Below are 23,513 nucleotides of genomic sequence, written 5' to 3' on the forward strand. Positions count from 1 at the left end.
TAGGGGAGAGCTCGTCTTCTCTTTTTTTCTGTGAGGAGAATGAAAGTACACCTGAATTTGACTATATTGCTACGTTCGGATTATATCATTCGCGTGTACTAGAGCCCTTGTTGCTCAAGCAGAGAGGTTCTTTCATTATTCTTTCATAGGAGCATGTTATATTTGCCGTAGTATAAATTTGTATTAAATGAACAGAGGAGGAAAGCAGTAATGAAAGCACGGTATGGGGCTAGGAAAGCAATTGTATGTTTCATTATATTTGTAACGTTTTTTGGCAGCATTCCAAGTTGGGTAAGTCCAGAAGGGTCTCACGTTCAAGCTGCAGGAGGCTTTGCTGGGGGAGATGGCTCTGTCATGAATCCGTATCTCATTGCTACAGCTGATCAGTTAAGTGAGGTTAGGTTTTATCCGAATAGTTACTTTGAATTGCTTAATGATATTGATTTAAGCAATTATGGCATTGGTCATTCATGGGAACCAATAGGCGATTATTCTAATCCATTTGAAGGGAGTTTAAATGGTAATAATCATACAATCTCAAACTTGTATGTTAACACTGATTTTTCAAATGTATATTTAGGATTATTTGGTTATATGCAAGGCTCTGGTAGTATAACAAATGTAGTGCTCGAAAATGCATATATAGAGGGTGACTACGAAGTAGGTGCCCTAGTAGGATATGTTAGTGACGGAACATTCGAAAATATTACGGTTACAGGATCTGTGTATGGGCGTGAAGACAATGTAGGTGGGGTAATCGGTACTAGTGAAAATACCATATTCACTAATGTTAATGCTGACGTATATGTAGAAGGCTATGAATATATAGGTGGTCTATTCGGTAACGTTATAGACGGTACTATTCGTAATAGTAGTTCAACGGGAAATGTATATGGGCATCAGTATATAGGTGGGCTAGTAGGTGCTCTTAATCAATCATTAGTTAGTGAAAGCCATTCTCATGCAGATGTATCTAATACGGATGATGATATGGGCGGATTGATTGGAAATAGTATGAAATCTCATATTGAACATTCATATGCTACGGGTGACGTAACGGGAGAAGATGATTTAGGGGGATTGGTTGGGTACAGCGAAGAGACAACCATTGAATATTCATATGCTACTGGTCATGTAACAGGAGGCGATGATGTAGGTGGCTTAGTAGGTGATAATGAGGGAGGTACTATCTCTAATAGCTATGCTACAGGAGATGTGATTGCAGAAGCATATGTAGGTGGGTTGGTAGGCGAGAATGAATCTCCTGCGACAGCGGATTCATTAATCGAATATAGCTATGCGACAGGAAGTGTAAGTGGAATTAGTGAGATAGGTGGAGTTGTAGGCTACAACTATATGGGTTTTGTTCATAATAGTTATGCAACAGGAGCTATAACTGGAGAAGATATTGTAGGTGGTTTAGTAGGTGATAATCTAGAGGGAACTGTTAAATATAGCTATTCAATTGGACATGTAACCGGTGATTATAATGAAGGTGGATTAGTTGGCTCTAATATAGACGGGAGTATTGTAGGCAGTTATTATGATACCGAAACTTCTGGACAGTCGGATCATCTTGGTACTGGATTAGCTTCACAAGCAATGAAAAAAATTGACTCCTATGTGGATTGGGATTTCGATCATATATGGCAGATAGATGTTCATAATAATGGCTATCCTTATTTTAAAGCGTATCAATCTTTTATCACTTATGTAAGTAATGATACAGATCCAGATGGTGAACAGACAATTAATAATGCCTATACTTTAAATTCCCAAGTAGTTGTAATTGGAAATGACTTGAATTGGGGAATGCCGGGTTTCATTTTTAATAATTGGAATACAGAAAGAGATGGTACCGGAATCTCATACAGTGAGGGTGACACGATCTCATCTCATACAAGTATTCTATTATATGCCATTTGGATAGAAAACAGTGCGAAACTCAGCGGGTTGCGTTTATCGGAAGGAGCAAGTGTAAGCCCAATCTTCTCAGAAAATGTAACGAGCTATACAGCTCATGTTGCAAATCCTGTTAGTCGTATCAAAGTGATACCAGACTTTGTTTCTTCCGCTTCAACAGCGAAAGTAGCAATTAACGATGAAGCGGCACAGACAGTACGTAGCGGTGAAGAAAGCGATGAGCTTAACTTGAATGTGGGTGTAAATACAATTCATGTCGTAGTCACAGCGGCAGATGGAACTACAACTAGGACGTATACCGTGACTGTAACGCGTGGAGAATCTCAAAACGTAGGAATTCCTTCTCTTAGCTCCAATGCTGATATGAAGCAATTAAGCTTAGATATAGGCGAAAAGCTAGATGCTGAATTCAGTTCAAATATATTGAGCTATACACTAAAGGTAGATCATAGCGTTCATCAAGTAAGGATCACTCCAACTCTAGCGAATGATAAAGCAACGGTAGAGTTGCAAGTGAATGGTGTTGCTTATGCTGCTAAGAATGGTAGCGAGAGCAGTGAACTGCCACTAGTATTAGGTTCTAACGTCATTGAAATCATCATAAAAGCGGAAAATGGTGCCAATAAACGTTATACGCTGACAATTGTACGTAATGAAGAAACAGCAGTAGATAACAAATGCTTATTTGAAGACATTGAACATCACTGGGCAAAAGCAGACATTTGCACAGCAGCAAGCTTAGGGATTGTAAAAGGAACGAGTGCTCTTCATTTTTTGGCAAATACTGCGATTACTCGTGCGGAGTTTGTCGTCATGTTGCTTCGTATGCTGCAAGTCGAGCAGTTTGAGGAATCAACCCCTACTTCTTTCCTTGATCAAGACCGTATTCCAGAATGGGCTCGCCCAGCCATATACACAGCACTTAAGCAAGGAATAATAGAAGGATATGTTGATGGAACGCTTCGTCCACTTGATACTATAAATCGGGCAGAAATGGTGGCTATAATCGCACGAGTTATGAACAGGCCAGAAGGTAATGTTAAATTATCAGCTTTTTCGGATGATGCAGACATTCCCGAATGGGCTAAAGGATATGCACAATCTGCGCTGGAGCATGGCATTGTAACAGGCCGCGTGAATAATAACTTTGTACCTTTTGGTGTAACAACTAGAGCGGAAGCAACAGTTGTTATGCTACGACTTCAAAAAATCTTATAGCTATTATTAGCTTTGAGATTGGATTTTGGAGACTATGCATATTTAATTTGAAGTTGAAATAAGGGCGCCTAAATGGGTGCCCTTATTTCGTTTATAGAGTGATACGCTTGATCTCCTATTTCTAATAGGGGGAACGAGCGTACGCAACTTAAATGGAGAAGAAGCTAAAGCTTATGAATGGTGAAATACGAGGAAGAAGTACTGGAGAATTGCAGGAAGTCCCATTCTACAGTCCACGTTACATAACCAATAAGGTATAGTTGTAATAATGCTTAACATATCGGAGGTTTTCAGATGAAAACAAAAGATGTTATTTATATGATCTATAACGAAAATGAACAGTCAGTAACATCAATGGGGATTGAGTTTATTGATTTTATTCATTGTCTTACAGTGGAACCAAACAATATCTTGCTCCTTGCATCGGGATATACAGGTGAGGACTTTCATCATGGATTAAGGTTAGAGTTCGTAAGAAAAGAAAATCTAAATGATCTATATAAAGAAAATGTGTATGCTTATGGCGATTTTTGTTGGGTGGATTTTGATGAAATGATTTCCCTTGATGATCTCGCACCTCATGAAAAAGCGGAGTTGTTGTATTTGGGTCATTATAAGCAACCACTAAGAAGCCCCTTTTTTGAAAAGCTCAATAATAAGTTTGTATATTTGGCACATGATGACGGTTGGTTTAACAAAATTTTCTACAAGGATAAAAATCAATATATGGATGTATTGGGGCGGCTGGTTTCAAATAAATTGAAGCCTTATCAACAGAATGTGCAGCCACTAGGTCAAGATATTGTAGAACAATTAGCATTATTCGCTAAAGATGGAATACTGGTTGATTTGTATAGAATGATTAAATCTCGAAACAGCATAGAAATCCAGTTTAATATCATTGGAAAAATGATGGACTTTGATGATGTTTATAACAACATGGAAAGACACAAGGCAAAGTCTAATTCAGAATATTGGCTTGTGTATAAAAAAGGGGAATGGACGTTGCAATTGAAAGCTAAGAGAAGCTAGTGGGTTAATTTCCTTCATTTAGGACTGTCCGATATGGTGTTAATTGCCGCAGGCCAATTTCATTCGCTTGCGCTAAAAGCGCATGGCACCGTCATTGTATGGGAAGTAACAATAATGGTAGAACGATCGTTTTATTTTCCCTTTCTCTATCTATTAAAGGAAACTGAATCGCTGTAACGATCAACATACAGGGAGCACCGACTAGCTTCGCTATCCCTGTTCGCGTCGAATCGTATCTTAAATCTAGCAAAACGTACATGGTTACGTTAGCGCTCGATGAGACGAAACCAAGTGTGGAGTTCATTGCTAATGGTCAGGCTGCTGTGGAACAATCTGGTATAAATTATTGAAGAATAAGGTGGCGAGGATATTGGATGATATACAACACGTGAATTAGCATCGACATCGTTACAATATGATGGAACCTAGATTCCGGTATAATCCTCATTATGTATTGCGGGGGATTCAGGATGGGAAGGAAGAGGATGAAATGAATAAAACCGATCGAATGTTGGCCATTGTTATTGAGTTGCAGCGTAAAGGGGGGCTGCGTGCCGAGGATTTGGCTGCAAAGTATGAGACGAGTATTCGTACGATTTACCGTGATATGCAAGCGCTTAGCGAGGCGGGCGTTCCGGTAGCGGGTGCGCCGGGTGTAGGGTACTCTCTGATGGAGGGCTACTTTCTCCCTCCGATCAGCTTCACGGCCGAGGAAGCGGTGGCGCTGCTTGTTGGGGCAGATTTCGTCAGAATGAGGCTGGATACTGAGTACGGCGCGAGGGCTCGCAGCTCACAGGAGAAGATCGAAGCGATTTTGACTGAGAATGTACGTGAGGAGACAGCGCGGGTACGGTCTGCTATTCGATTGCTGAATGAAAGTACGGGGAGAACGCGCATCCAGGAAAAGGAAATGTTTGAGCAGTTGCGCCGGGCGATTCTACAGAAGCGCAAGATTTATTTCCGATATTCCAAAATCCTGCCGGGACAGGACGGGAATCGTCACAGCGAGCGCACGGCTGATCCTTATGGGCTTGTCTTTTCCAAGGGGGCGTGGGTACTTATTGCTTTCTGTGGATTGAGACGTGACATTCGACATTTCCGGCTATCTCGCATGAATGAGCTTGATGTACTGGAGGAATCGTTCACTATCCTTCCCGGTTTTAACCTTCAAGACCTCAGGCCCCCAGACGATCGCAACGTTACCGTGCAGATGCTGTTTGATCCATCTGTCTGGGACCATGTTCAGGAATCGGACAATTATTATATGGAGTCTTTCGAACCGAGGGAAGACGGCTGGCTGGCGACTTTCAGTGTCCGGCGGGTTGAGGAGCTGCTTCAATGGACGCTTGGGTGGGGCGCAAAGGTACGTGTGCTGGAGCCGGAATCACTGCGGCAACGATTGCGTGAGGAAATCGAAGACATGCGTGAACGCTACTGACAGACAGATGTCAGTAGCGTTTTTGTATGCTGGAGTCAGCCAAAGCAAAAAGGAGTTGGATTCAGCCATGGATACGAAGGAAACGTTGCGCAAGTTTGAGAATACGGTGAGCGGCTATATACGGGAATTAGATCGCTTTGATCTTGAGCAACTGCTGTGGAAGCCTGCAACAGATGAATGGTCACTCGGTCAGATGTATATGCATTTGATCCTTTCCGCACAGTTCATGCAATTGAGAAACGTCGCACTTTGCCTCGCGCCAGATGGTGGCCCGATCTTCTCTTCGATAGGAAAGACGAAGCAGGGGGAGGAGCTGTTCACGACGGGAAGTTTCCCGCCTGATCGCATCAAGGTTCCGCCGTCACCTCAATACACGCCGCCGCAACCGGAAAGCAAGGAGCAACTGGTGAACGGGTTAAAGGATACGGTTCGTCGGATGGTCGAGATCGAACCAGCGGTGGCGTCAGCGTTCAATCAGACGACCCAAGCACGATCAGAAACGGGAAACGAGATCGTGCAACAGAGGGTTGTCCACCCGCGACTTGGTGGGTTGCATGCATTCGAATGGTTCTGTTTGATCGAGATGCACTATCGCCATCATTTGCTCCAGAAGAAGCGTTTGGATGATGCTTGGAGGGAGGCACATGTCTGAGGTAGGGCTAGATAGTGGAACCCCTTCCTATTGGATAGGTGTCGTTTCGGCATCGCATGTCCAGCGGGGGGTTAGTGGCGGATTTGCTCAGTTATGTCATGGTAAATCTACATCGCTGCGAAAGATGCGGAAGGGGGATTGGCTTGTATATTATTCTCCTCGTACAGAGATGGGAGGAGGGGAGCCGCTACAAGCGTTTACTGCTATCGGTAGAGTGATGGATGATTGTGTGTACGAATATGCGATGTCCGCGACGTTCGTCCCTTTCCGCCGAAATATTGCGTACGTTCCCTGCCGAGAAGCGAGGATAAAGGATTTACTTGATCGGCTTTCCTTCACCAGCGGAAAGCGGAATTGGGGCTATCCGTTTCGTATGGGCCACTTCGAGATCAATTGTGAAGACTTCCTGATCATCGCGGAAGCGCTGCAAGTAGATTTTGGAGTAGAACGTTTATTGAAGTCAGTATAAGATCGAAAGACTATCCTTCAAAGGATGGTCTTAAAACTTACTTTTGCAGAAAACACCGAGAACCGGGTCACAAGTATCGGCAAGTTCGACGGCGTGAATAGGCCTGTAAACCGAACAATCCCGAATCTCTTCAAGAGAAACGGGATTGTTGGAGTTGTATGGCTATTATCGCTGATCCGCAGAGGCTGCTTCAAGCCTGCTTGTGTAATCATGGGTTTCGGATGCTTCTTCAATCGCATGAAACGCCCAGTGCGTAGCGGGAACATCGCTCCAGGATGGCTGGATCCAGCTCTCCCCGCTTCGATGCAGGATAACGTTAATGGTTGTAACGGCTTCTGCGCGTGTCAGTGGTCGATCGGGACGGAAGGTACCGTCAGGATAACCGGACACGAGCTTCTCTTGCAGGAGAGCTCCAATCGCCGACTGTGCCCAATGATTGGCAGTGTCTGAGAAGAAGGATTCTGTCCCGCCAGACAGACCCTGCCAACGGCTGACAATCGCCGAGAATTCTGCTCTGGTGACATAAGCTTTTGGTTTGAAGGTACCGCCTGGGTAACCCTTCATCAGACCTGTTGAAGCTGCGTACTTCACGGCTTCATCCGACCAGTACTGGTGTGTCAGATCGGACAATGCCGCCTCCGAAGTTCCTGTCTGCGTTTCCCCTTGTGCCTTCAGGCGGTATAGAACAGCCGCTAATTCATCGCGGGTCATTCCTTGATCAGGCCTGAATGTACCGTCGGGATAACCTAGCATATAGGCATCATGCTGGGAAACAACGAGTGGTCCTTCCAGCTTAAGAATCGTAAATGTACTGAACTTGTTAATGCCAAATGCTAGGCCTGGTAATCCCTTCTTGAACTCGACTGCTTCCGGCTTGACCAGTTCGCGGTCACCATCGCTGTGCTCAATGAAAATTGCCAGTTCTGCTAGGTAGGCATCCCGTGCCTTCTCATCGGCAGGCAGCTCGACGCCGAGCAACGGAAGCACAAGCTTGACTGCACGGCTAGTCAGATTCGTTTCAATGGTCATCGGGCGAGCTACAACCTGAATGTTCTCGTCAGAAACAGCCTCTCTGACAACCCGTTCGGCTCTTGCACGTTCCTCCACCTCAGCACGCTGAGAGGAATCTTTGATCGGAACGAGCCGGAAGAATAGATCCTCTGTCACATTGGTCAGGGATGCATTAGGAATCGTAATTGAAGCATTGTCAGAGAAAATTTCAAGATCCATGCCGCCCTTAGACAATAAGTCCAAGGCGGTCCTCGGAATTTGAAGCAACAGTTCTGAGACTTTATCTTCACTGTCAGGGATAACAATTCTTGCTGTTGTCCGCCCTGCAGCCTTCGCTCCTGCAACACTTTCCGCTGCCTGCTGATCACCAAAAGTAACTTGATCGGTTATGCGGCCGGAAGCATCCTTCGTCCGCCGGATGGTCGCAGCGGCGATGGTCGTACCATCGCCGTTATCTACGATAATCGTCAACTGTTCGCTCCCGTCACTAGAGCCAGCTGTACTTTGGGGTCTAGGTGTAGCTATCGGTGTCGGCGTAGACTGAGAAACTGTAAAGGACATGTCCAGCTCGTTTGAAATGACAGCGTTCAAATTGATAGGACGGTTATCGTCAGATGCCAATACCGTAGAGGCCCAGACAATCAGCAGGATAACAAGTATGGAGACGGTATAAAGTGTAGTCTTTGTTCTTTTCATTGCTCACCATTCCAATCTTGTATCATTCCATTAGCTCGGTGCAACGACCGTGTAGCGCACGTTCGCTTCATCACTGAACGAATAAGCGGTTCCATCCCCATCTTGATCATACTTGAACGTGATTTGAGAATTAGGCACCATCGAATACGTAGGATAGTTCAAACGAAGCACGCTCAAGCGATCTCCTGCTTCCATATCAACTGGAATGGTAAAGGTATGGGTTGCTGCGTCGTAATACTCTTCAAGCAGAGCGATGCGTTTCTTATCTGTAGCCAGGAATCCGTCAATTTCGCCATCACTGAAGTTTGGTGTCATTTCACCTAGATTAACAACCAGTGTACCTGTTGTTGCTGTAGTCAGCGTGTTCGAACTCAAATACAAAATCATATCTCTATGCTGAGCAGGGTCATCCTTTTGCAGGGATCCGCTTACGCTGGACTTCTCAGGCCCTGGAGTCTCATCAACAGCCAGCAGGCTTGCTGTAAACGGAGTATTAGGCAGCGAGACAGCTTTAAACGTTATATCGAAGGCATCAGTTAGTGCTGATGAATCAGAATCGACTTCAAGCCCCTGCTTGATTAAGTAATAGGTATTGCTGCCATCTACAAATGAATTTACATCATTTCCATCCACACTTAGTGAATCTACTGCAGAAGCATAGCTTGTCGGGATTTTAAGCAGTACGCTGACCGTCAGGTCGTCGTCATTTTCTACTCCAGGACTTACATAATAAGTGACTTCCTTCTCTACATCCTTGCTCATATTAAAGGTTTGTTTATCCAACTGCAGTGCCGCCGAATCCCATGATAGAACAACAGTATCCTCTGCATCCACGTCTGCTGTTACTTGAAACTCCGCCTGTAGCTCATTACCAATCTGATTGTCCAGTAGACTGCTGGCGCCGCCGGCATAGGCGGACGGAGCTGCGCTCACTGCTAAACAAGCCGATAATGCAACGCTTGCGTATAGCATTTTACGTGTTCTCTTCATTTCTTGCATGTTCGTCTCGTCCCTTCTAGTAGGTAAAATGAATCGGAATCGCAGGGAATAGACAGTATTCGACGGAATCCCCTTTTTTTCGATTGCATTTATTGTATCACCCGTCAAAATTGGTCCGTAACGCCTATTTTTAATAGGCCCTTAGGTAATAGAAGAGACGAAAAGAAATGCTGTTTTATTTGCGGAGATAAAGGTAAAAGCTGGTTCCAAGACCGGGCTCGCTCTCTACACGAATAGAGCCGTCATGCTTCATCATCACATTCTTGCAATAGTAAAGCCCAAGCCCATAATGGGTAGTCATCTTTTTCGTGGAATAGAAGGGATCAAATATATACGGCAGCTCTGCCTTAGCTATTCCTTTTCCCATATCGTGGATGGAAATGATCACTTCCCGGGTTGTCTCCGCCAGTTGAACGGTAATCTGGCCCTGCTGACTCATCGCCTCCGCTGCATTATTAAGTAAATTCGTCATCACTTCTTTGAGATGAACTGAATCGAAGTACACCTCCTGAACGGGCTCCAGCGTACGCAGGAGGACAAGCTCCGGCGGACACACACTCTCGAAGCCCTTTAGGGAGGATTCTATGACGTGCAGAGGATTATCCTTCTGCATGTTCACTTTAATGGCCTGTATAAACTCGTTGAACTTGCCCATCATCGTCTGAACATGCTGTACGGATTCGGTGGCGGCTGTAATCATTCCGGCAGTTTCTCGGCTGCTGTCTGACAGTTGAGCTTCACCTTGAAGTTCCCGCTCAATCTGATGGAGCAGAATATCTATTTTGCCAATCTCATTCTTGATTGTGTGGTTTAGCAGATTGGAGCCGCCCTTTAAGACATGCAGTGATGCGTCGACCTTCATCATCTCAACCTTGAATCTTACTCCGAGTATGCCTCTCGTCAAGCCAATTAGAATAAACAGCATCAGGAAGCCTGTACCAAACCAATGGTTATATTGAAACAGATCGATCCCCTGCATATAAAAGACATAGCTTGCGATAAGGTACAGAAGTGCTGGCAGAGCAAGCAAATTGGTAAGCAGCCGCTCGCTGCGTTTGAACGGATGTTTCTCATAGGTATTGGAAACAACAAGCTGAATTGCACTAAACCCTAGTGAAGAACAGATAAGCACGAGCATAGGCAGCTCATTCCTACCGGCATAATTGATAAGACGGCTAGGGGAAAGAGGTGTCATGACAAGCACAATCACAGCTGCTATAAAAAGAAGAATGCCGTACATCCGCTGCTGCCGCTTGTGCAGCAGACCTGAATATACGACACCAAACATTCCAAAGGTATAGGCAATAGCAGCATCGGACGCGGCATAGAGTGAGTTAATCCACACATCGTACCTTACTTCTGGATAAGCAGTGCCTACCAGATAGATCATAACACTGCTGCTGGCTGCAAATAAGGCAATACTTAACCAGCGGAAAGAGGCGTCCCGCGGATTCAACCACAACACCACCGAAGCTATTAATAACGTAATGACCAGAGCAATAATCATCGTTCAAGCTCCCGTTCGGTCAACCCTCTGCTCTTAATGATCCGAACGACATCTTTCAGTGATTTGGAGTTGAACTTGCGGAGAATGCTCGTAATTTGATTCTTCAGCGTTCCTTCCGACTTGCTGAGTGAGACCATCATCGACTGACGGCCGTTGCCCGCTTCGCTGAGCGATATGATTTCTCTTTCTGCAACAGTTAGGCGGTTATACTGTTCGCTTTCCTTAATCCGTAAAAATTCCTTGATCAGAATAGATTGCGGTGAACGGGAGCGCGATGCTTCCCGGATGGTTTCGGGGATTTTTCGGAAATCAGTTTTACTTATATATTGAACTGCGCCTGCAGTAAAAGCATCCAGAATAATGCGTTCATCATCAAGTGAAGTAAGCATAATAACCTTGGCTTCATGTCCGATCAGATTAAGTTCAAGTGTAGCCTGGAGTCCGTCCAGATGGTTATGGGTCAGGTTGATGTCCATTAGAACAATATCAACCTCGTTGCTTGTACAAAAGGCAAGGGCACTTTCCTTGGTATCAGTGGAATGAACGACCTGTAGATCGGATTCACTGTTCAGAAACCTGGTCAGCATACTTCTCCATATCGCATCATCTTCGACAATCAGAATTCGGATCTTCATGGATTTCCCCTTCGAGAGAAAGAATAGCGGAGCCCTACTATTTTACTATGTAAATAGAAGGATAGTAAATCATTTGACAGGGGATATTGCCGACAATTTCAACTGTATTAATAGTATTCATATTCAGAATAAGGTAAGGGGGCTTATATGTAGGGAGGGAATCCCTGAATAGAGGAAATTATACATTTTTTTAACCATGAACGGATTCGAAGAACATTAAAGAAGCTGACACCGGTAGAGTACCGACGCCAGCTTTCAGCTTAGAGCCTTTTCAATATATACAAAAATAGGGCTTGACCCGTTACACTCGATCTTTATATTTCATCCATTCAAATCCTTTAGCCGCTTATGGCAGCAAAGCTTTGGTTACATCCTCCACCACGGCTAGATTCGCCATATAGGCTGAATTGATCCAGTGGCCGGAGGATACATGATGAACGCGATTGTTTTTAACGGCAGGCAGTGTTGCCCATAGTGGCAGGCTGCCGAGCAGCACGCGCACCTGTTCTTTGGTTTGTCCTTCTGGCGTAATGATGAACAGCTCGTCTGCATCAAGTTCAGGTATCTTCTCGAACGATATCGATCCGAAGTTGTCAGGCGTCACCTTAGACAGTTCATGTGCTTGCAATCCAAGTTCGCCGTATAGCAGCTTACCAGACAAGAAGTCGCTCCCCACAAGATAGAGTTCCTTTTCCGCTGGCCATACGATCGCAATCGACTTGCCCTCAGCTGATTTCGACAATTGCTCCTTCGTGTCGGAAATTTTAGCTTCGTATTCGGTCAGTTTCTGATCTGCGACATCTTCTTTGCCCAGTAGTTCGGCAACCTTGCGTAATTGCGCTCTCCAATCAGATGTCTCTCCATTGAACAAGTAAGTCGGAGCAATCTTGGCAATCGTCTCATAGCTCTCGATTGGAAGGAAGTGTGAGCTGATCATGATAAGATCGGGCTCGAAGCTCAGTGCAGCTTCGGGGGAGAGGCCGCCCATCAGCTCGATCGTAGGCAGATCAGCCAGCCATGGCTCGAGATGCTCCTGTACCGTGCCGGCTGCCGCATATTTGGCTACAGGCGTTACGCCCAGCGTGACTAGCGCATCTTCCATATAAGGAGCGAGAATCCGCTCAGGGGATTCAATCTCGAGCGGATGGTCATAATCGTCGGTGACGCTAAGCGCGACCGATGTAGCGGAAGGCGATTCGGATGCGGCAGGCGAAGCCGAAGGCGCGATATTCGTACTGTTGGAATTGCCGCAAGCACTAAGCAACAATACAGTGAATATCATCATTATAAGCGTGTATTTTCTAGCGTACTTCTTCATAGTAGGTTTCTCTTCCCCTTTAGCACATGTTTTGATAATGATTTTCATTATTATTTACATTATGCCAAAGAGTTTGTTTTCTGCAAATGGACAATTACCGAACCAGAGGTGGATAATTACCAAACAGAAGGGGGTTACTTAACGAGCATTATGGAAGATGAGCTTAAATATTTTGCTGATCATAGGGTGGATGACCGACAAATGCTCTTCCCCTTCGATCAGCATATACGACAGATTCAATCCTCGATTCTCATACGGCTGTAATCTCTGATAGAGCAGCGTCGCATTCTCGATCATGGACGGATCCTCTTCAGATCCGATTGCGATAATAAGCTCAGCTTGGATTTCTCTTCGTACGAGCCTCTCCTCGAATGCTGGAAGCCTGCGCAGCAAATCGTAATCGTTCCAATAAATCGAAGGACTTCCTGCGATAAACGTACGGAAGGGCGAGGGGCGATTGAACAGCGCATACAAGGAGAACAGACCTCCCAGCGAATGGCCGAATAATGACTGCCTGGTTACATCAACCGGATAACGACTTTGAATGAATGGCAAAAGCTCCTCCTCAAGGAATGTCAGGAAGAAATCCGCGCCGCCTGTTGGGGGCCAAACCATACCATCGGAACGCACATCTGATTCCGGAGTCTCGACGGTGAAATCGTATAACCTGCGCCCGTAGACGAACGGCTCATCCGAATCGTAGCCGATTGCTACAATTAACCCTGGCGTGAGTCCGTGGGGATGCCAAGACTGCATTCGCAACGCTTCAGTCATAGAGCCGAAATGAGCGTTGCCGTCCAGTGCGTATAATACGGGGTAGCCTTCGGCTGGAGGCGATCTCATCGGTTCCGAGACGAGAATACGATAGCTGAGCCCCGTGCGTTCTGCCCGCAGTATGAACGTTTCTGTTCGAGGAATCTCATAGGTCGAAGTAGTGGTAACGCTGTTCTCCGCCTTAGCCCGGGATGGTATGGGAGGCCTTTCCGCTTCTTGTCCGTAGAACGCAAGGAGCACTTGTGGGAATTGCCTGACGATGAATAGCGTATCATCCGTTCCTTCTTCGTCCAATTGGAAAGCTAGCCGGCTATCGGGAATTCCCTGCGCTTGCCAAAGCTTGCAAAGCTCGAGCGCATGAACCACATTACGCGGAACAGTGCGATCATCCATTCCTTCCTGTGCTCCTACGGAGAGAAAGATCCGAAGATGATCGGAAAGTGCCGGCTGTTCGCGTAGGAATGCCATTAACCCAACATGTCCCAACGAAGGCGATAATAATCCGATATTACCGAATGCATCAGGCCTGGAGTACGCCGTAAATAAGGTGATTAAACCTCCCATTGAACTGCCGATGATGGACGTGCGCTCGACATTCGGATCCGTACGGTAATGATTATCCAGATAAGGCTTAATGCGATCCGCTAGCTCATCGACATAAGCTCGACCTTTCCCGCAGAATACAAGTGACCCGGAGGGAGCCTCTGCGGGGGACCACGGACGATATTCCGCTTCCCTGTCGGGTGTCTCGACGCCTGCCAATATCAGTTCCGGCAGCCACCCTTCTAGAAACAAACGGTTCAGATGATTGGCACACTGCTTGAATAGTTCACCCCCGTCTTGCACATAGACGATAGGGTATCTCTTGTTTGAGGTGAAGTAGGATGGAGGCAAATAGAGGTTTATTCTCCGCTCTCCAATCGTTATACATTCCTTTTTTGTCATATAGCCAAGACCTGCTCTCTTCGTCCCAATCACCGGATCAACCTCGGCGATTTCGTGATCTTTACATGCTGACACCCATTATAAATAAACGTAGCGTATCCCAAAATAGACGATTATCGAAACAGATGTGGACGATTGCCCAAACGGCTGCGATACTCGCCTGGAGAACAGCCTTCGTATTTCTTAAACAATCTGCCGAAATAATGCGTATCCGAATAACCGACGCTTTCTGCGACTCGGACGATAGCATAATCGCTGGAGGCGAGCAATTGCTTGGCTCGATCCAGACGGTGGCGTATGAGATAGTCAATAGGGAACCGCCCCGTATATTTATTGAACAGATAGGAGAAACGTTTGGCTTTCATGCCGCAGCGTGCTGCAAGCGATTCGACGGAGTGATTCTCCATATAGAACCTATGTATAAAAGCGATCATCCCATCAATTTCGCTGCGATTTTCTTGCACGCGTCCGGCTTGTGCGGTGGACAGCATCTCGTGAAGGATGCCGAAGAATAGCTCCTTGCAGCGGATTAAAGCTATATCGCTCGGCGTGTTCCATGCTTGGTTAAGCAAGTAAAGCTTCTCCGCCATGACAGGATTGTCTCCATATTCCATCAGATAACTCGTCATATGACAGGGGGTGTCACTTTCGCTCAGTGTCGCCGAATTTGGTGCCAAAAGTTCATAATGGACAAGCGCGTATTCTAGGTCTTCTTCCACGCAATGCCGCAAGCGCATGCCAGCCGCCCCGTTGACAGCCTTGCCTCCCTCGACGACGTAGACCATATCATCGAATTCAAACGTCGCTTTTCCTTTAATGGCGAACAGCAAGCCGGACACTGCGATCGGCTCATCAGCATCATTCTCCGGATAATAGACATTCGATTTCAGTACGCCGAGATACACGCGTTTAATGACCAGTGCACCTTCAGCGAATTCTTTGGCGATCGCATTAAAGTCGATCTTCACGTGTCATCCTCTTCTTTCCCATCAATTTCGTTTATTGTAGCAAAGTTTCTGTGGCTAGTGCATCTGCTCCTAGATGATAAGCACCATTTTGCTAGCAATACGATGTACAGACGAAGTATACATGGTTCTCCGTTTCCAACTAGGCCGAGGTACTAGACAAGCGCACTAGCAAACGTTAATAGATCTCATATGCTAGAGAAAGGGGGAGGTGGACATTATGGGATATCCAAGTACAACGGTGAAGAGCAAATGGGTAAAAACGAAATGGCTGCTTAAAAGGGCAAGTATACGAAAATATGTTCCTCACACGTTACTATTTAACCGAGGCAACCTCAGCAGTATGCTATCTCGATATTCAACCGTCTATTTCAAACCTACCGGCGGCACAGGCGGCTTTAATATTAATCGTATAAAAAAGCTGGAGAAAGGCTATCAAATTCAACTTAACGCAAAGAAAAAGCGTTATGCGACAGTAAATGCTCTCCATAACCAATTGAGGAAACGTACATCGGGGCAATCCTATTTGCTGCAAAAGGGCATTCAACTAGCCACTGTAAATGGCAGACCCTTCGATATCCGCGTCATGGTTCAAAAAACGAACGGCGGCGTATGGAAGAGCACTGCGATTTTCACGAAAGTAGGAATGCCCGGGAAAGTCGCGACAAACTACCATCAAGGCGGTGATCTGGGATACTTTCGGAAAACGTTGTCTAAAGCAGGCTTCAGCAAGAACACGATCGATCGGAAAGAGAAAGAGTTAAAGGAGCTTGGCAAATCTGTCGGCCAATTATTTGACAAGCATAGCAGCGGATTTCGAGAGCTGGGTCTCGACGTTGCCTTAGATAGAAAGGGTAACGCTTTTATTCTTGAAGTGAATACAAGACCTCAGTTCTACCCATTGAAGCAAATGAAAGACAAAAGCATGTATCGCAGCATCATGTCCTATGCCAAGCAATACGGAAGAAAAAGGTAGATGTAAAGAATGACCGCGTGTTGCCTAGACGGCACGCGGTCATTCTCATGGAAGCATGTTGGTTGGACTTGCTCTAACAACAAGAGCCGGGAGGCCGTACCGGACGCGGGTTGAAGAGCTGCTACAGGTTGCCGGAAGGCGGGCTGCATCTGCCTAAATTGGCTAATCCGTTTAAATGATCGCTCCGATATCATGCTGGCCGACGATAAGCTTAACCGGCTCTAAGTAAACCCGCGTGAGCGTCGGTCGCGCGACGAGATCGATTTCGATATCCGCGATTTTATAACGAGCGATTTTGCCATCCCTTTTATCGTAAACGACATTGAATTCCTTCAATCCTACTTGTTGAATCAGAACGGAGGACCCGATCGACAAGGCAGCCGTTTCGAACTCCCCATGATCGAACAACACTTCCGAGATAATTTCTTCGTCCATATCCACAATCGTGACCTGTTGGCAAAACTGGTATTGCATTCGTAGACATCTCCTTTAGGTGGTATTGATGCAGTATGAGCGGAGTGGATGGCCCATGCCGCTCTTCTTACTTTATCGGATAAATCGGGCTGCCCGTGTAGCGTGATTTTGACCTATGTACAAAAAAAGGGTTGGAAAATCGACATCTTTTCCGGCTCTATTGCCGATGTACTTTACATCTTAATATTGCGGAGTCAGGTTCGCATGAGCAGCTAATGATGAATAAAGGTCTATATCACATGCTGGTTAGTCAGCCGTTAGAATAATTGGAATGGATCTTGGTAGACCTATCAAAATCAACCTCTTCAATAAACTCGATAACTTCTCCGTTGGGACTGTGGATGACAGCATTTTTCACTACAAGAGGCGGTTCGCCAAGAGATAGGTAATCCGGTTCGATAAAAGCCTTTGCTCCATGAGCAAGGGCTTTTTGATACATGTCATCTACGTTATCTACATAGAAGGCGAAATGTAATAACGCTCCGTGAGCAATCTCTTCTTCAGACGTTGCTCTCTTCCCTTGTGCTGGAATGACTGCATCGTTATCAAAGATCTCAATGCAGGTTCTTAGGTCAGGTGAAATCAGCATAGATGCTTCTTTAATTTGAAATAAGGGCAGACTCCAATGATGACCTAACTTGAATCCCAAAACTTCAATATAAAATGAAAGGGTTGCTTTATAGTCTTTAGCTTGGATCGCTATATGTGAAAGTCCTTTTACGCTCATCTATAGTCACTCCCTTAAATGTTTTGTGTTTATTATAGTTGCTTTAAAACTTGAGATACATGCAAAAGATAAGTATTTTATAGTAAAATGGTTATTTAATATAAGGTATTTCAATTGGATGGGTTTATTATAGTAAATAGAGTTTTTGGGGGGCTTGATATGGAACATCATATGGATGACATTGATAAAAAAATCATGACATTACTTCAGTACAATGCACGAATGCCCATATCTCAAATCAGTAAAGAGGTTTCGATGTCGCAGCCATCCATTAAAGAAAGAATAATTAAACTGGAAGAAAAAAATATTATTTCTGGGTATTATACAGCTTTCAATTTGCGTGATCTGAATCGAGGCACGACCACTTTTATTCTAATAAAAACAGAACAGTGCCAAGCACTCACTGAATTTTGTGAAAATGCTATGGAAGTGACTGATTTATTTCGTATTAGTGGAGAATATAATTATCTCATTAAGGTACAAACTGCATCTATTGAGGAGCTTGCTGAATTTCAAGATCGCCTCATCAAGTTCGGGCCTTCAAAGTCTCATATTAGTTTAAAAAATATGTTGGAAAACAGGGTTTTGCTGTGAATGGATAGAATGCTACAACACAGAAAGGAGCAAGGCAGACATAATGACACCAACCGATGAGCATCAAAAAAAACATTGGAAACGGGATATTATTATCTTTTTGAGTAGTCAGACCTTATCGTTATTCGGTTCCTCACTCGTTCAATATGCTATTATGTGGTACATTACGCTGACTACAAAATCAGGCATGATGATGACGTTATTTATTGTCTGCGGGTTTATTCCAACCTTTCTATTATCGCCATTTGCAGGTGTGTGGGCGGACCGTTTCAATCGGAAACATCTTATATGGATAGCAGATGCTATGATTGCTATTGCGACACTGCTTCTCGCGATCACGTTTTTACTTGGCTACAACGAGATTTGGCTATTGTTTGTCATTGCTGCTGTCCGCGCGCTTGGAGCGGGTATTCAGGCGCCGGCAGTTGGGGCAATATTGCCTCAAATCGTGCCAGAGGATAAGCTTACGAAAGTAAATGGAATAAACGGAAGCCTTCAAGCGCTCATGATGTTTGTTGCGCCGATTGTAAGTGCGACGCTGCTTACCATGGCAACCATTGAAGCCATTTTCTTTATCGATGTCGTAACAGCGGCGATAGCAATCTTTACACTATTGGTCTTTCTGAAAATACCGTTGCATAAAAAGGCGTCTGATACGCAAACAACCAGCTATTTGGAGGATTTCAAACAAGGTTTAAGCTATATTAAAAATCACAGCTTTCTCAAAACCTTTTTTATATTTTTCGCCTTCTTCTTCGTGTTGATGGCGCCGGCTGCCTTTCTAACACCTTTGCAGGTGACACGCAGCTTCGGAGATGATTATTGGCGATTGACCGCTATTGAAATTGCTTTCTCAATCGGGATGATGCTTGGTGGAGCCTTTATCGCATCATGGGGCGGCTTCCGTAATAAAGTATATACGATGACCATCGCTAACTTGATTATGGGCGTTTGTACGATCATTCTAGGGATTGCTCCGCTATTCTGGATTTACTTAGCTGCGATGGCTGTATTCGGCGTGGCTGTGCCCATCTTTAATACACCAACGACTGTCTTGCTGCAAGAGAAGGTGGACCCCGATTACATGGGGCGTATATTCGGTGTATTCGGTATGATATCGACTTCAATGATGCCAATCGGGATGCTTATATTTGGTCCGCTTTCGGATGTGGTTAAGATTGAAGGACTTCTCATCGGGACTGGCTTGTTCATGGTCATCCTCTCCATTGTCTTTATTCGCAATAAACGTTTGGTTGAAGCGGGAATGCCGGCAACCAAGGATGCTTCACAAGAGCAGAAGTGAACGAGGTACGGTGACAGTAAGGCGGGGAGCATAGGGGGACAGCGCGAGCATATATCCCGCTTACCCAATCGCAGATAGATTTAACTTTAAGAAGGGCGACGGGATACAATCCTGTTCGCCCTTTTTCTATAATAATCTTTCACCCTCAATAGCTCATCAAGCTTATTCGACTGTAACGACGCAAGCAACATATCTGCCATGCTGACCAGGTAAGCCGAGATTAGGCGTACCATCTTCATTCCAGTCCATACGCTGGATACGTGTATGTCGATTGGGATCATACAGCGGCTCGCCATCGATTTCCTTATAAGAGCGCGCATGATAGACGAGTATATCACCTTCTCCAGCTTCATCACGGGTAAAGCTATTATGGCCAGGGCCGTACTCGCAGGCTGCCGGATGGCTGCTGAACAGGGGCACTGGGGATTTGGTCCATGATTCAGAATTCAGCAGATCGCTGGTCGCTGATGCGGTGAGCAAGCCCATACAATATCGATCATCGGTTGCGCTTGCTGAATAGGTCATGAACACGCGGCCGTTCCGCACAAGCACAGCGGGTCCTTCATTTACTTTATGGCCTTGCTGCTCCCATTCAAGCACTGGAGACGCGATAAGGACTTGCTCGCCTTCAATCGTCCAAGGATTGCTCATGCGTGCGATGTAGAGGCCCGATACCTCATCGATCTGTGCCCAAGCCAAGTAACGAATGCCGTTTACTTCGAAAGTGGTGGCGTCCAGCGTGAAACTCTCGAAATTCATAACGATTTTGCCTCTTTCAAGCCATTCCCCTGTGCATGGATTATCTGCTCCACATTCCAGTACATACTGACGAATTGCCCATTTGTCTTCAGCTGTTCCGGCTGCAAAGTAGATGTACCACTGTCCTTCGATATAATGCAGCTCCGGCGCCCATATATGGTTGCCCATCTCCCCGGCAGCATGCTTGGTCCAAATGACGGTTTCTATTGCAGTGGCAAGTCCTGAAAGCGTTTGCGATCTACGCAGCACGATTCGGTCATATTCAGGTACGGAGCCTGTGAAGTAATAATAACCGTCTGTGTGCTTGATGATGTAGGGGTCAGCACGGTTCAAAATAAGCGGGTTTGGATATTCTCCCCCGGCCAGTACTCCCTGTACGACGAATATATCTGGTTTGTCGTATTGTTCGGTCTTGATCTGCTCCCAGTTAACTGGTGTATGCTCCCCATCTCCCGTATCGATCGTTGCAGGAAGGTTAGGATGACTGCCGATGGCAGTAGATAGATATATTTCTACAGTTGAAGTGGTGGACAAGCTGCTTCATCTCCTTTGTTGCTTATATATCATTCCGCGTGCAGCGGCTTCGTTTCATTATAAAAGATGCGGGCAAATCCGCCAACTGGAGATTAGGTTCATTTTCACACTACTCAAGATGGAAATAAATCATTGATTTTATAGTTCTCTAATGTAATATTACATGTGTGGAATATAAGGAGTGATTAATAATGAATCGTCTATCTAACGTGGAATTTATGTTGCTGCATATTATTGCAGAATCCAAACAAGCATCAGGGTATCAAATCAATAAGTTAATAGAGCTTAGAGGTTATAGGGAATGGGCAAATATAGGCACGACTTCTATTTACTCCGGATTGCAGAAACTGAAAGAGAAACAACTGATCCGATCCGAAGATGCAGGTCATAAGACAGGTAAAGGACCCTCCCCCTCCATGTATGTTCTGATGGAAGCGGGTTTAGAAACATTAAGAAATGAAATCATCATAAGCCTATCCACTACGCGGGAGAGGGATAACCGTTTCGATCTTGGAGTCGGGGCGCTTCCTTTTATAGGAAAACATGAAGCTGCAGCAGCTTTGGGAAAACGGAATGACTTTCTGGAGGAGACATTGAGAAGCATATACGAGAAATATGAATCCCAAGGCGGTGATCGATTGCCGTTGCATGTTAGGGCTCTTTTTCTTCACCCGATGAGTCTTATCCGGCATGAACAGACATTTGTTGCAGAACTGATTAGTGAATTAACAAAGGAAATGGAGAGACATGACCATGGTTATTGAAAATTTCACTCCTTTTAAGGGAGAACATTGCGAGACTACAGCGATGGGCAATCTCTTGCAGCATGAAGGGATTCAATTATCGGAGCCGATGTTATTCGGTATTGGACAAGGCCTTGGGTTCATTTATTGGGATTCGAAGGGGATGGACTTTCCTTTCATTGGAGGCAGAGTAAAGCCGGATGAATTGTCTGCTTGCATAGCATCTCGGCTTAATTTGACGATGACTGTGCAAGAAACCTCATCTGTCACAAAAGCGATGCACAACGTACGGAACCGTATCGAGCAGGGGAAGCCTGTAGGACTTAAATTAGATTCGTATTATTTGGATTATTTTACGAACAAAATACATTTTGCAGCGCACTATGCAGTGATATACGGAATGGATGATGAATACGCCTATATGTCAGATACAAACCAACAAGGCGGTCTTGTAAAAGCGCGATTGTCGAATTTGGCTGCGGCTAGAAACGCAAAGGGAGCTATGAGCTCCAAAAATCTCTCCTTTGTGATCGAGCAAACAGAAACCCTCCCATCACTTGTACCCGTTATACGGTCATCCCTTATCAATAATGCGCATGACTATTTAAATCCGCCCATCCGCAATATAGGAAACAAAGGGATCAAAAAAATGAGCGCTGAGATTGTGAATTGGCCTTCCAGGAGCAAAGATTTAGAGAAAGATCTGTGTTTGACCTCTTTATTAATGGAAAGAGCCGGAACCGGCGGTGCTTTGTTTCGAAACCTGTATCGAGATTTTCTGAAAGAGTGCCTTGATTTGTTCAGCGATTCTAAATTAGAGCAGGCATATTTTAGGTTTGTGGAGATCGCGCCGATGTGGAGCAGTGTGTCTGCGTCAATTGATCATGCAGGAAGAACGGGCAATCAACAGGAGTTAAGGCGTGCATCCGAGTTGTTGGCCGACATTGCGGAGAGAGAACGAGTGGCAATGGAATGGATAGGGAGCCTTTAACTTTGGCGAATGGACGCCGTTTATCTTATTGTCGGTGGTATCGGGTATCAACTGTGTGATCTTCGCATTGGATGTCATTAATTCTGTTCTGATCTTAATGAAGCCAAGGAAAGCTGTGTTCTATAGAGTCTATTACCAGGCGAAATGACACACCAAAATCTATTAATCTCCATATGATAGCAGTGAATCTACTAAATCATATGAAGGAGATGATAGGAATGTCGGGAAAAGGGGGAAGTAAGTGCGGAGGAAAACGAAGCTCAGGCAACAAAGGCTCCAAGAACCGAAGTCATGGGGATAGAAGCGGAGGCTACAGTAGTGGAGGAAATAAAAGCTGCGGCAGTAATACTGGCAGCAAAAACAGCAGTGTCCTGAACATTCTTCTCAACATTGGTGTAGGGACAGCTAATATTCGTATCCATTTCGATGGGACATCGCATGTAGGCATCTATATGGGCATTTCAGAGGGCAGCGTCATTCTAAATGTAAAAGGCATCATAACGTATATCAAACTGCTTTCGATAACGGCCGTGGAGGTTGGCGTCAAACAGAATCGAAAGCGGTGCTCGAAACAGACTGGGAAACAGAACTGGAAACAGAATCGAAAACAGAGTGGAAAACAGTCTTGGAAATGCAAAAAAAGATAGGTTTCTTAAATGGGACAGCCCTCTCGGCGTTTGATAGTCGTCGACTGGGCTTGTTCAGTCTTAGATCAAAGCAGCGTAAATACATAGCAGAGGTGATCTAGAATGACAAGAGTGCGTGATGTGAGACTTTTCATTTCCATTTTCGTATAAAATTAGGGGATTACCATTACGAAACGAACGGAG

At 45.2% G+C, this 23,513-nt stretch carries 23 protein-coding genes; 13 read left to right on the forward strand and 10 right to left on the reverse strand.

Translation table 11 applies throughout. The features are described 5' to 3' along the window. The first annotated feature begins 210 nt into the window (after window positions 1-210). The 6 genes from FGT79_RS19345 (at window position 211) to FGT79_RS19370 (ending at window position 6,732) form a co-directional block, all read left to right on the forward strand. Window positions 211-3,141, forward strand: coding sequence for a GLUG motif-containing protein (locus FGT79_RS19345; protein WP_138754481.1), 2,931 nt, complete (start codon window positions 211-213; stop codon window positions 3,139-3,141). A gap of 294 nt (window positions 3,142-3,435) precedes the next feature. After that, window positions 3,436-4,173, forward strand: a complete 738-nt coding sequence (locus FGT79_RS19355) for a hypothetical protein (RefSeq protein ID WP_138754482.1) — start codon at window positions 3,436-3,438, stop codon at window positions 4,171-4,173. 33 nt (window positions 4,174-4,206) lie between these two features. Next, window positions 4,207-4,350 (forward strand): RCC1-like domain-containing protein, encoded by a 144-nt coding sequence (locus FGT79_RS32610; RefSeq protein ID WP_425465030.1) that lies wholly within the window; start codon window positions 4,207-4,209, stop codon window positions 4,348-4,350. 313 nt (window positions 4,351-4,663) lie between these two features. Next, the gene (locus FGT79_RS19360; protein ID WP_138754483.1) at window positions 4,664-5,611 is read left to right on the forward strand and encodes a helix-turn-helix transcriptional regulator; all 948 of its coding nucleotides are present in this window, start codon (window positions 4,664-4,666) and stop codon (window positions 5,609-5,611) included. A gap of 67 nt (window positions 5,612-5,678) precedes the next feature. Next, entirely contained in the window at window positions 5,679-6,263 is a 585-nt protein-coding gene (locus FGT79_RS19365; RefSeq protein ID WP_138754646.1) for a DinB family protein, read from the forward strand. Then, the gene (locus tag FGT79_RS19370) at window positions 6,256-6,732 is read left to right on the forward strand and encodes an EVE domain-containing protein (RefSeq protein WP_138754484.1); all 477 of its coding nucleotides are present in this window, start codon (window positions 6,256-6,258) and stop codon (window positions 6,730-6,732) included. The genes FGT79_RS19365 and FGT79_RS19370 overlap by 8 nt, the downstream gene beginning before the upstream one ends. Before the next feature lie 165 nt (window positions 6,733-6,897). Here the strand turns inward: FGT79_RS19370 and FGT79_RS19375 are convergent, their stop codons facing one another. The 4 genes from FGT79_RS19375 to FGT79_RS19390 form a co-directional block, all read right to left on the reverse strand. After that, window positions 6,898-8,439, reverse strand: coding sequence for an S-layer homology domain-containing protein (locus FGT79_RS19375; protein ID WP_138754485.1), 1,542 nt, complete (start codon window positions 8,437-8,439; stop codon window positions 6,898-6,900). 30 nt (window positions 8,440-8,469) lie between these two features. Beyond that, window positions 8,470-9,411: a hypothetical protein gene (locus FGT79_RS19380; protein ID WP_138754486.1), complete on the reverse strand. Its 942-nt coding sequence runs from the start codon at window positions 9,409-9,411 to the stop codon at window positions 8,470-8,472. Between the two features lie 202 nt (window positions 9,412-9,613). Continuing rightward, window positions 9,614-10,945 (reverse strand): sensor histidine kinase, encoded by a 1,332-nt coding sequence (locus FGT79_RS19385; protein WP_138754487.1) that lies wholly within the window; start codon window positions 10,943-10,945, stop codon window positions 9,614-9,616. Then, window positions 10,942-11,580, reverse strand: a complete 639-nt coding sequence (locus tag FGT79_RS19390; protein ID WP_138754488.1) for a response regulator transcription factor — start codon at window positions 11,578-11,580, stop codon at window positions 10,942-10,944. Before FGT79_RS19390 ends, FGT79_RS19385 begins: the two co-directional genes overlap by 4 nt. Window positions 11,581-11,757: 177 nt before the next feature. Between FGT79_RS19390 and FGT79_RS32615 the strand changes: the two genes are divergently transcribed. Continuing rightward, the gene (locus FGT79_RS32615) at window positions 11,758-11,844 is read left to right on the forward strand and encodes an IS3 family transposase (RefSeq protein WP_484217461.1); all 87 of its coding nucleotides are present in this window, start codon (window positions 11,758-11,760) and stop codon (window positions 11,842-11,844) included. A gap of 82 nt (window positions 11,845-11,926) precedes the next feature. Here FGT79_RS32615 and FGT79_RS19400 read toward each other — a convergent pair whose 3' ends face one another. From FGT79_RS19400 to FGT79_RS19410, 3 genes are all read right to left on the reverse strand, one after another. Next, on the reverse strand, window positions 11,927-12,898 hold the full coding sequence (locus FGT79_RS19400; RefSeq protein WP_171056333.1) for an ABC transporter substrate-binding protein: 972 nt from the start codon (window positions 12,896-12,898) through the stop codon (window positions 11,927-11,929). A 138-nt stretch (window positions 12,899-13,036) separates the two neighbouring features. Next, on the reverse strand, window positions 13,037-14,617 hold the full coding sequence (locus FGT79_RS19405) for an alpha/beta hydrolase (protein WP_138754490.1): 1,581 nt from the start codon (window positions 14,615-14,617) through the stop codon (window positions 13,037-13,039). 113 nt (window positions 14,618-14,730) lie between these two features. Further along, entirely contained in the window at window positions 14,731-15,585 is an 855-nt protein-coding gene (locus tag FGT79_RS19410; protein WP_138754491.1) for a helix-turn-helix domain-containing protein, read from the reverse strand. 217 nt (window positions 15,586-15,802) lie between these two features. On the opposite strand from FGT79_RS19410, the gene FGT79_RS19415 reads away from it, so the two are divergent. After that, window positions 15,803-16,558 carry a YheC/YheD family protein gene (locus FGT79_RS19415; protein ID WP_138754492.1) on the forward strand — a complete coding sequence of 252 codons (756 nt, stop codon included), beginning with the start codon at window positions 15,803-15,805 and terminating at the stop codon, window positions 16,556-16,558. Between the two features lie 171 nt (window positions 16,559-16,729). Here FGT79_RS19415 and FGT79_RS19420 read toward each other — a convergent pair whose 3' ends face one another. Further along, the gene (locus FGT79_RS19420; protein ID WP_138754493.1) at window positions 16,730-17,032 is read right to left on the reverse strand and encodes a hypothetical protein; all 303 of its coding nucleotides are present in this window, start codon (window positions 17,030-17,032) and stop codon (window positions 16,730-16,732) included. 250 nt (window positions 17,033-17,282) lie between these two features. After that, on the reverse strand, window positions 17,283-17,759 hold the full coding sequence (locus tag FGT79_RS19425; RefSeq protein WP_138754494.1) for a VOC family protein: 477 nt from the start codon (window positions 17,757-17,759) through the stop codon (window positions 17,283-17,285). A gap of 159 nt (window positions 17,760-17,918) precedes the next feature. On the opposite strand from FGT79_RS19425, the gene FGT79_RS19430 reads away from it, so the two are divergent. Next, window positions 17,919-18,353, forward strand: a complete 435-nt coding sequence (locus FGT79_RS19430; protein ID WP_138754495.1) for an Lrp/AsnC family transcriptional regulator — start codon at window positions 17,919-17,921, stop codon at window positions 18,351-18,353. Window positions 18,354-18,396: 43 nt separating this feature from the next. Further along, window positions 18,397-19,656 (forward strand): MFS transporter, encoded by a 1,260-nt coding sequence (locus FGT79_RS19435; RefSeq protein WP_138754496.1) that lies wholly within the window; start codon window positions 18,397-18,399, stop codon window positions 19,654-19,656. Window positions 19,657-19,818: 162 nt separating this feature from the next. Here FGT79_RS19435 and FGT79_RS19440 read toward each other — a convergent pair whose 3' ends face one another. After that, a complete protein-coding gene (locus FGT79_RS19440; RefSeq protein ID WP_171056334.1) occupies window positions 19,819-20,949 on the reverse strand; it encodes a family 43 glycosylhydrolase in 1,131 nt (376 codons plus the stop codon). Between the two features lie 191 nt (window positions 20,950-21,140). Here FGT79_RS19440 and FGT79_RS19445 point away from each other — a divergent pair, with 191 nt between their 5' ends. The 3 genes from FGT79_RS19445 (at window position 21,141) to FGT79_RS19455 (ending at window position 23,330) form a co-directional block, all read left to right on the forward strand. Beyond that, complete coding sequence (locus FGT79_RS19445) at window positions 21,141-21,713, forward strand: helix-turn-helix transcriptional regulator (protein WP_138754497.1); 573 nt, start codon at window positions 21,141-21,143, stop codon at window positions 21,711-21,713. Beyond that, entirely contained in the window at window positions 21,697-22,683 is a 987-nt protein-coding gene (locus FGT79_RS19450; protein WP_138754498.1) for a BtrH N-terminal domain-containing protein, read from the forward strand. Before FGT79_RS19445 ends, FGT79_RS19450 begins: the two co-directional genes overlap by 17 nt. A 218-nt stretch (window positions 22,684-22,901) precedes the next feature. Continuing rightward, a complete protein-coding gene (locus FGT79_RS19455; RefSeq protein ID WP_138754499.1) occupies window positions 22,902-23,330 on the forward strand; it encodes a hypothetical protein in 429 nt (142 codons plus the stop codon). Window positions 23,331-23,513: the final 183 nt, after the last annotated feature.

Source organism: Paenibacillus sinopodophylli (assembly GCF_005930355.1).
GTDB lineage: Bacteria > Bacillota > Bacilli > Paenibacillales > Paenibacillaceae > Pristimantibacillus > Pristimantibacillus sinopodophylli.

Bases quoted from the DNA above. Each gene is read 5' to 3' on its own strand.
- FGT79_RS19450 (WP_138754498.1), top strand. From the start codon at position 21,697: ATGACCATGGTTATTGAAAATTTCACTCCTTTTAAGGGAGAACATTGC.
- FGT79_RS19370 (WP_138754484.1), top strand. From the start codon at position 6,256: ATGTCTGAGGTAGGGCTAGATAGTGGAACCCCTTCCTATTGGATAGGT.
- FGT79_RS19430 (WP_138754495.1), top strand. From the start codon at position 17,919: ATGGAACATCATATGGATGACATTGATAAAAAAATCATGACATTACTT.
- FGT79_RS19375 (WP_138754485.1), bottom strand. From the start codon at position 8,439: ATGAAAAGAACAAAGACTACACTTTATACCGTCTCCATACTTGTTATC.
- FGT79_RS19345 (WP_138754481.1), top strand. From the start codon at position 211: ATGAAAGCACGGTATGGGGCTAGGAAAGCAATTGTATGTTTCATTATA.
- FGT79_RS19435 (WP_138754496.1), top strand. From the start codon at position 18,397: ATGACACCAACCGATGAGCATCAAAAAAAACATTGGAAACGGGATATT.
- FGT79_RS19360 (WP_138754483.1), top strand. From the start codon at position 4,664: ATGAATAAAACCGATCGAATGTTGGCCATTGTTATTGAGTTGCAGCGT.
- FGT79_RS32610 (WP_425465030.1), top strand. From the start codon at position 4,207: ATGGTGTTAATTGCCGCAGGCCAATTTCATTCGCTTGCGCTAAAAGCG.
- FGT79_RS19380 (WP_138754486.1), bottom strand. From the start codon at position 9,411: ATGCTATACGCAAGCGTTGCATTATCGGCTTGTTTAGCAGTGAGCGCA.
- FGT79_RS19405 (WP_138754490.1), bottom strand. From the start codon at position 14,617: ATGACAAAAAAGGAATGTATAACGATTGGAGAGCGGAGAATAAACCTC.
- FGT79_RS19415 (WP_138754492.1), top strand. From the start codon at position 15,803: ATGGGATATCCAAGTACAACGGTGAAGAGCAAATGGGTAAAAACGAAA.
- FGT79_RS19365 (WP_138754646.1), top strand. From the start codon at position 5,679: ATGGATACGAAGGAAACGTTGCGCAAGTTTGAGAATACGGTGAGCGGC.
- FGT79_RS19390 (WP_138754488.1), bottom strand. From the start codon at position 11,580: ATGAAGATCCGAATTCTGATTGTCGAAGATGATGCGATATGGAGAAGT.
- FGT79_RS19420 (WP_138754493.1), bottom strand. From the start codon at position 17,032: ATGCAATACCAGTTTTGCCAACAGGTCACGATTGTGGATATGGACGAA.
- FGT79_RS19455 (WP_138754499.1), top strand. From the start codon at position 22,902: ATGTCGGGAAAAGGGGGAAGTAAGTGCGGAGGAAAACGAAGCTCAGGC.
- FGT79_RS19400 (WP_171056333.1), bottom strand. From the start codon at position 12,898: ATGAAGAAGTACGCTAGAAAATACACGCTTATAATGATGATATTCACT.
- FGT79_RS19445 (WP_138754497.1), top strand. From the start codon at position 21,141: ATGAATCGTCTATCTAACGTGGAATTTATGTTGCTGCATATTATTGCA.
- FGT79_RS19385 (WP_138754487.1), bottom strand. From the start codon at position 10,945: ATGATTATTGCTCTGGTCATTACGTTATTAATAGCTTCGGTGGTGTTG.
- FGT79_RS19425 (WP_138754494.1), bottom strand. From the start codon at position 17,759: ATGAGCGTAAAAGGACTTTCACATATAGCGATCCAAGCTAAAGACTAT.
- FGT79_RS19355 (WP_138754482.1), top strand. From the start codon at position 3,436: ATGAAAACAAAAGATGTTATTTATATGATCTATAACGAAAATGAACAG.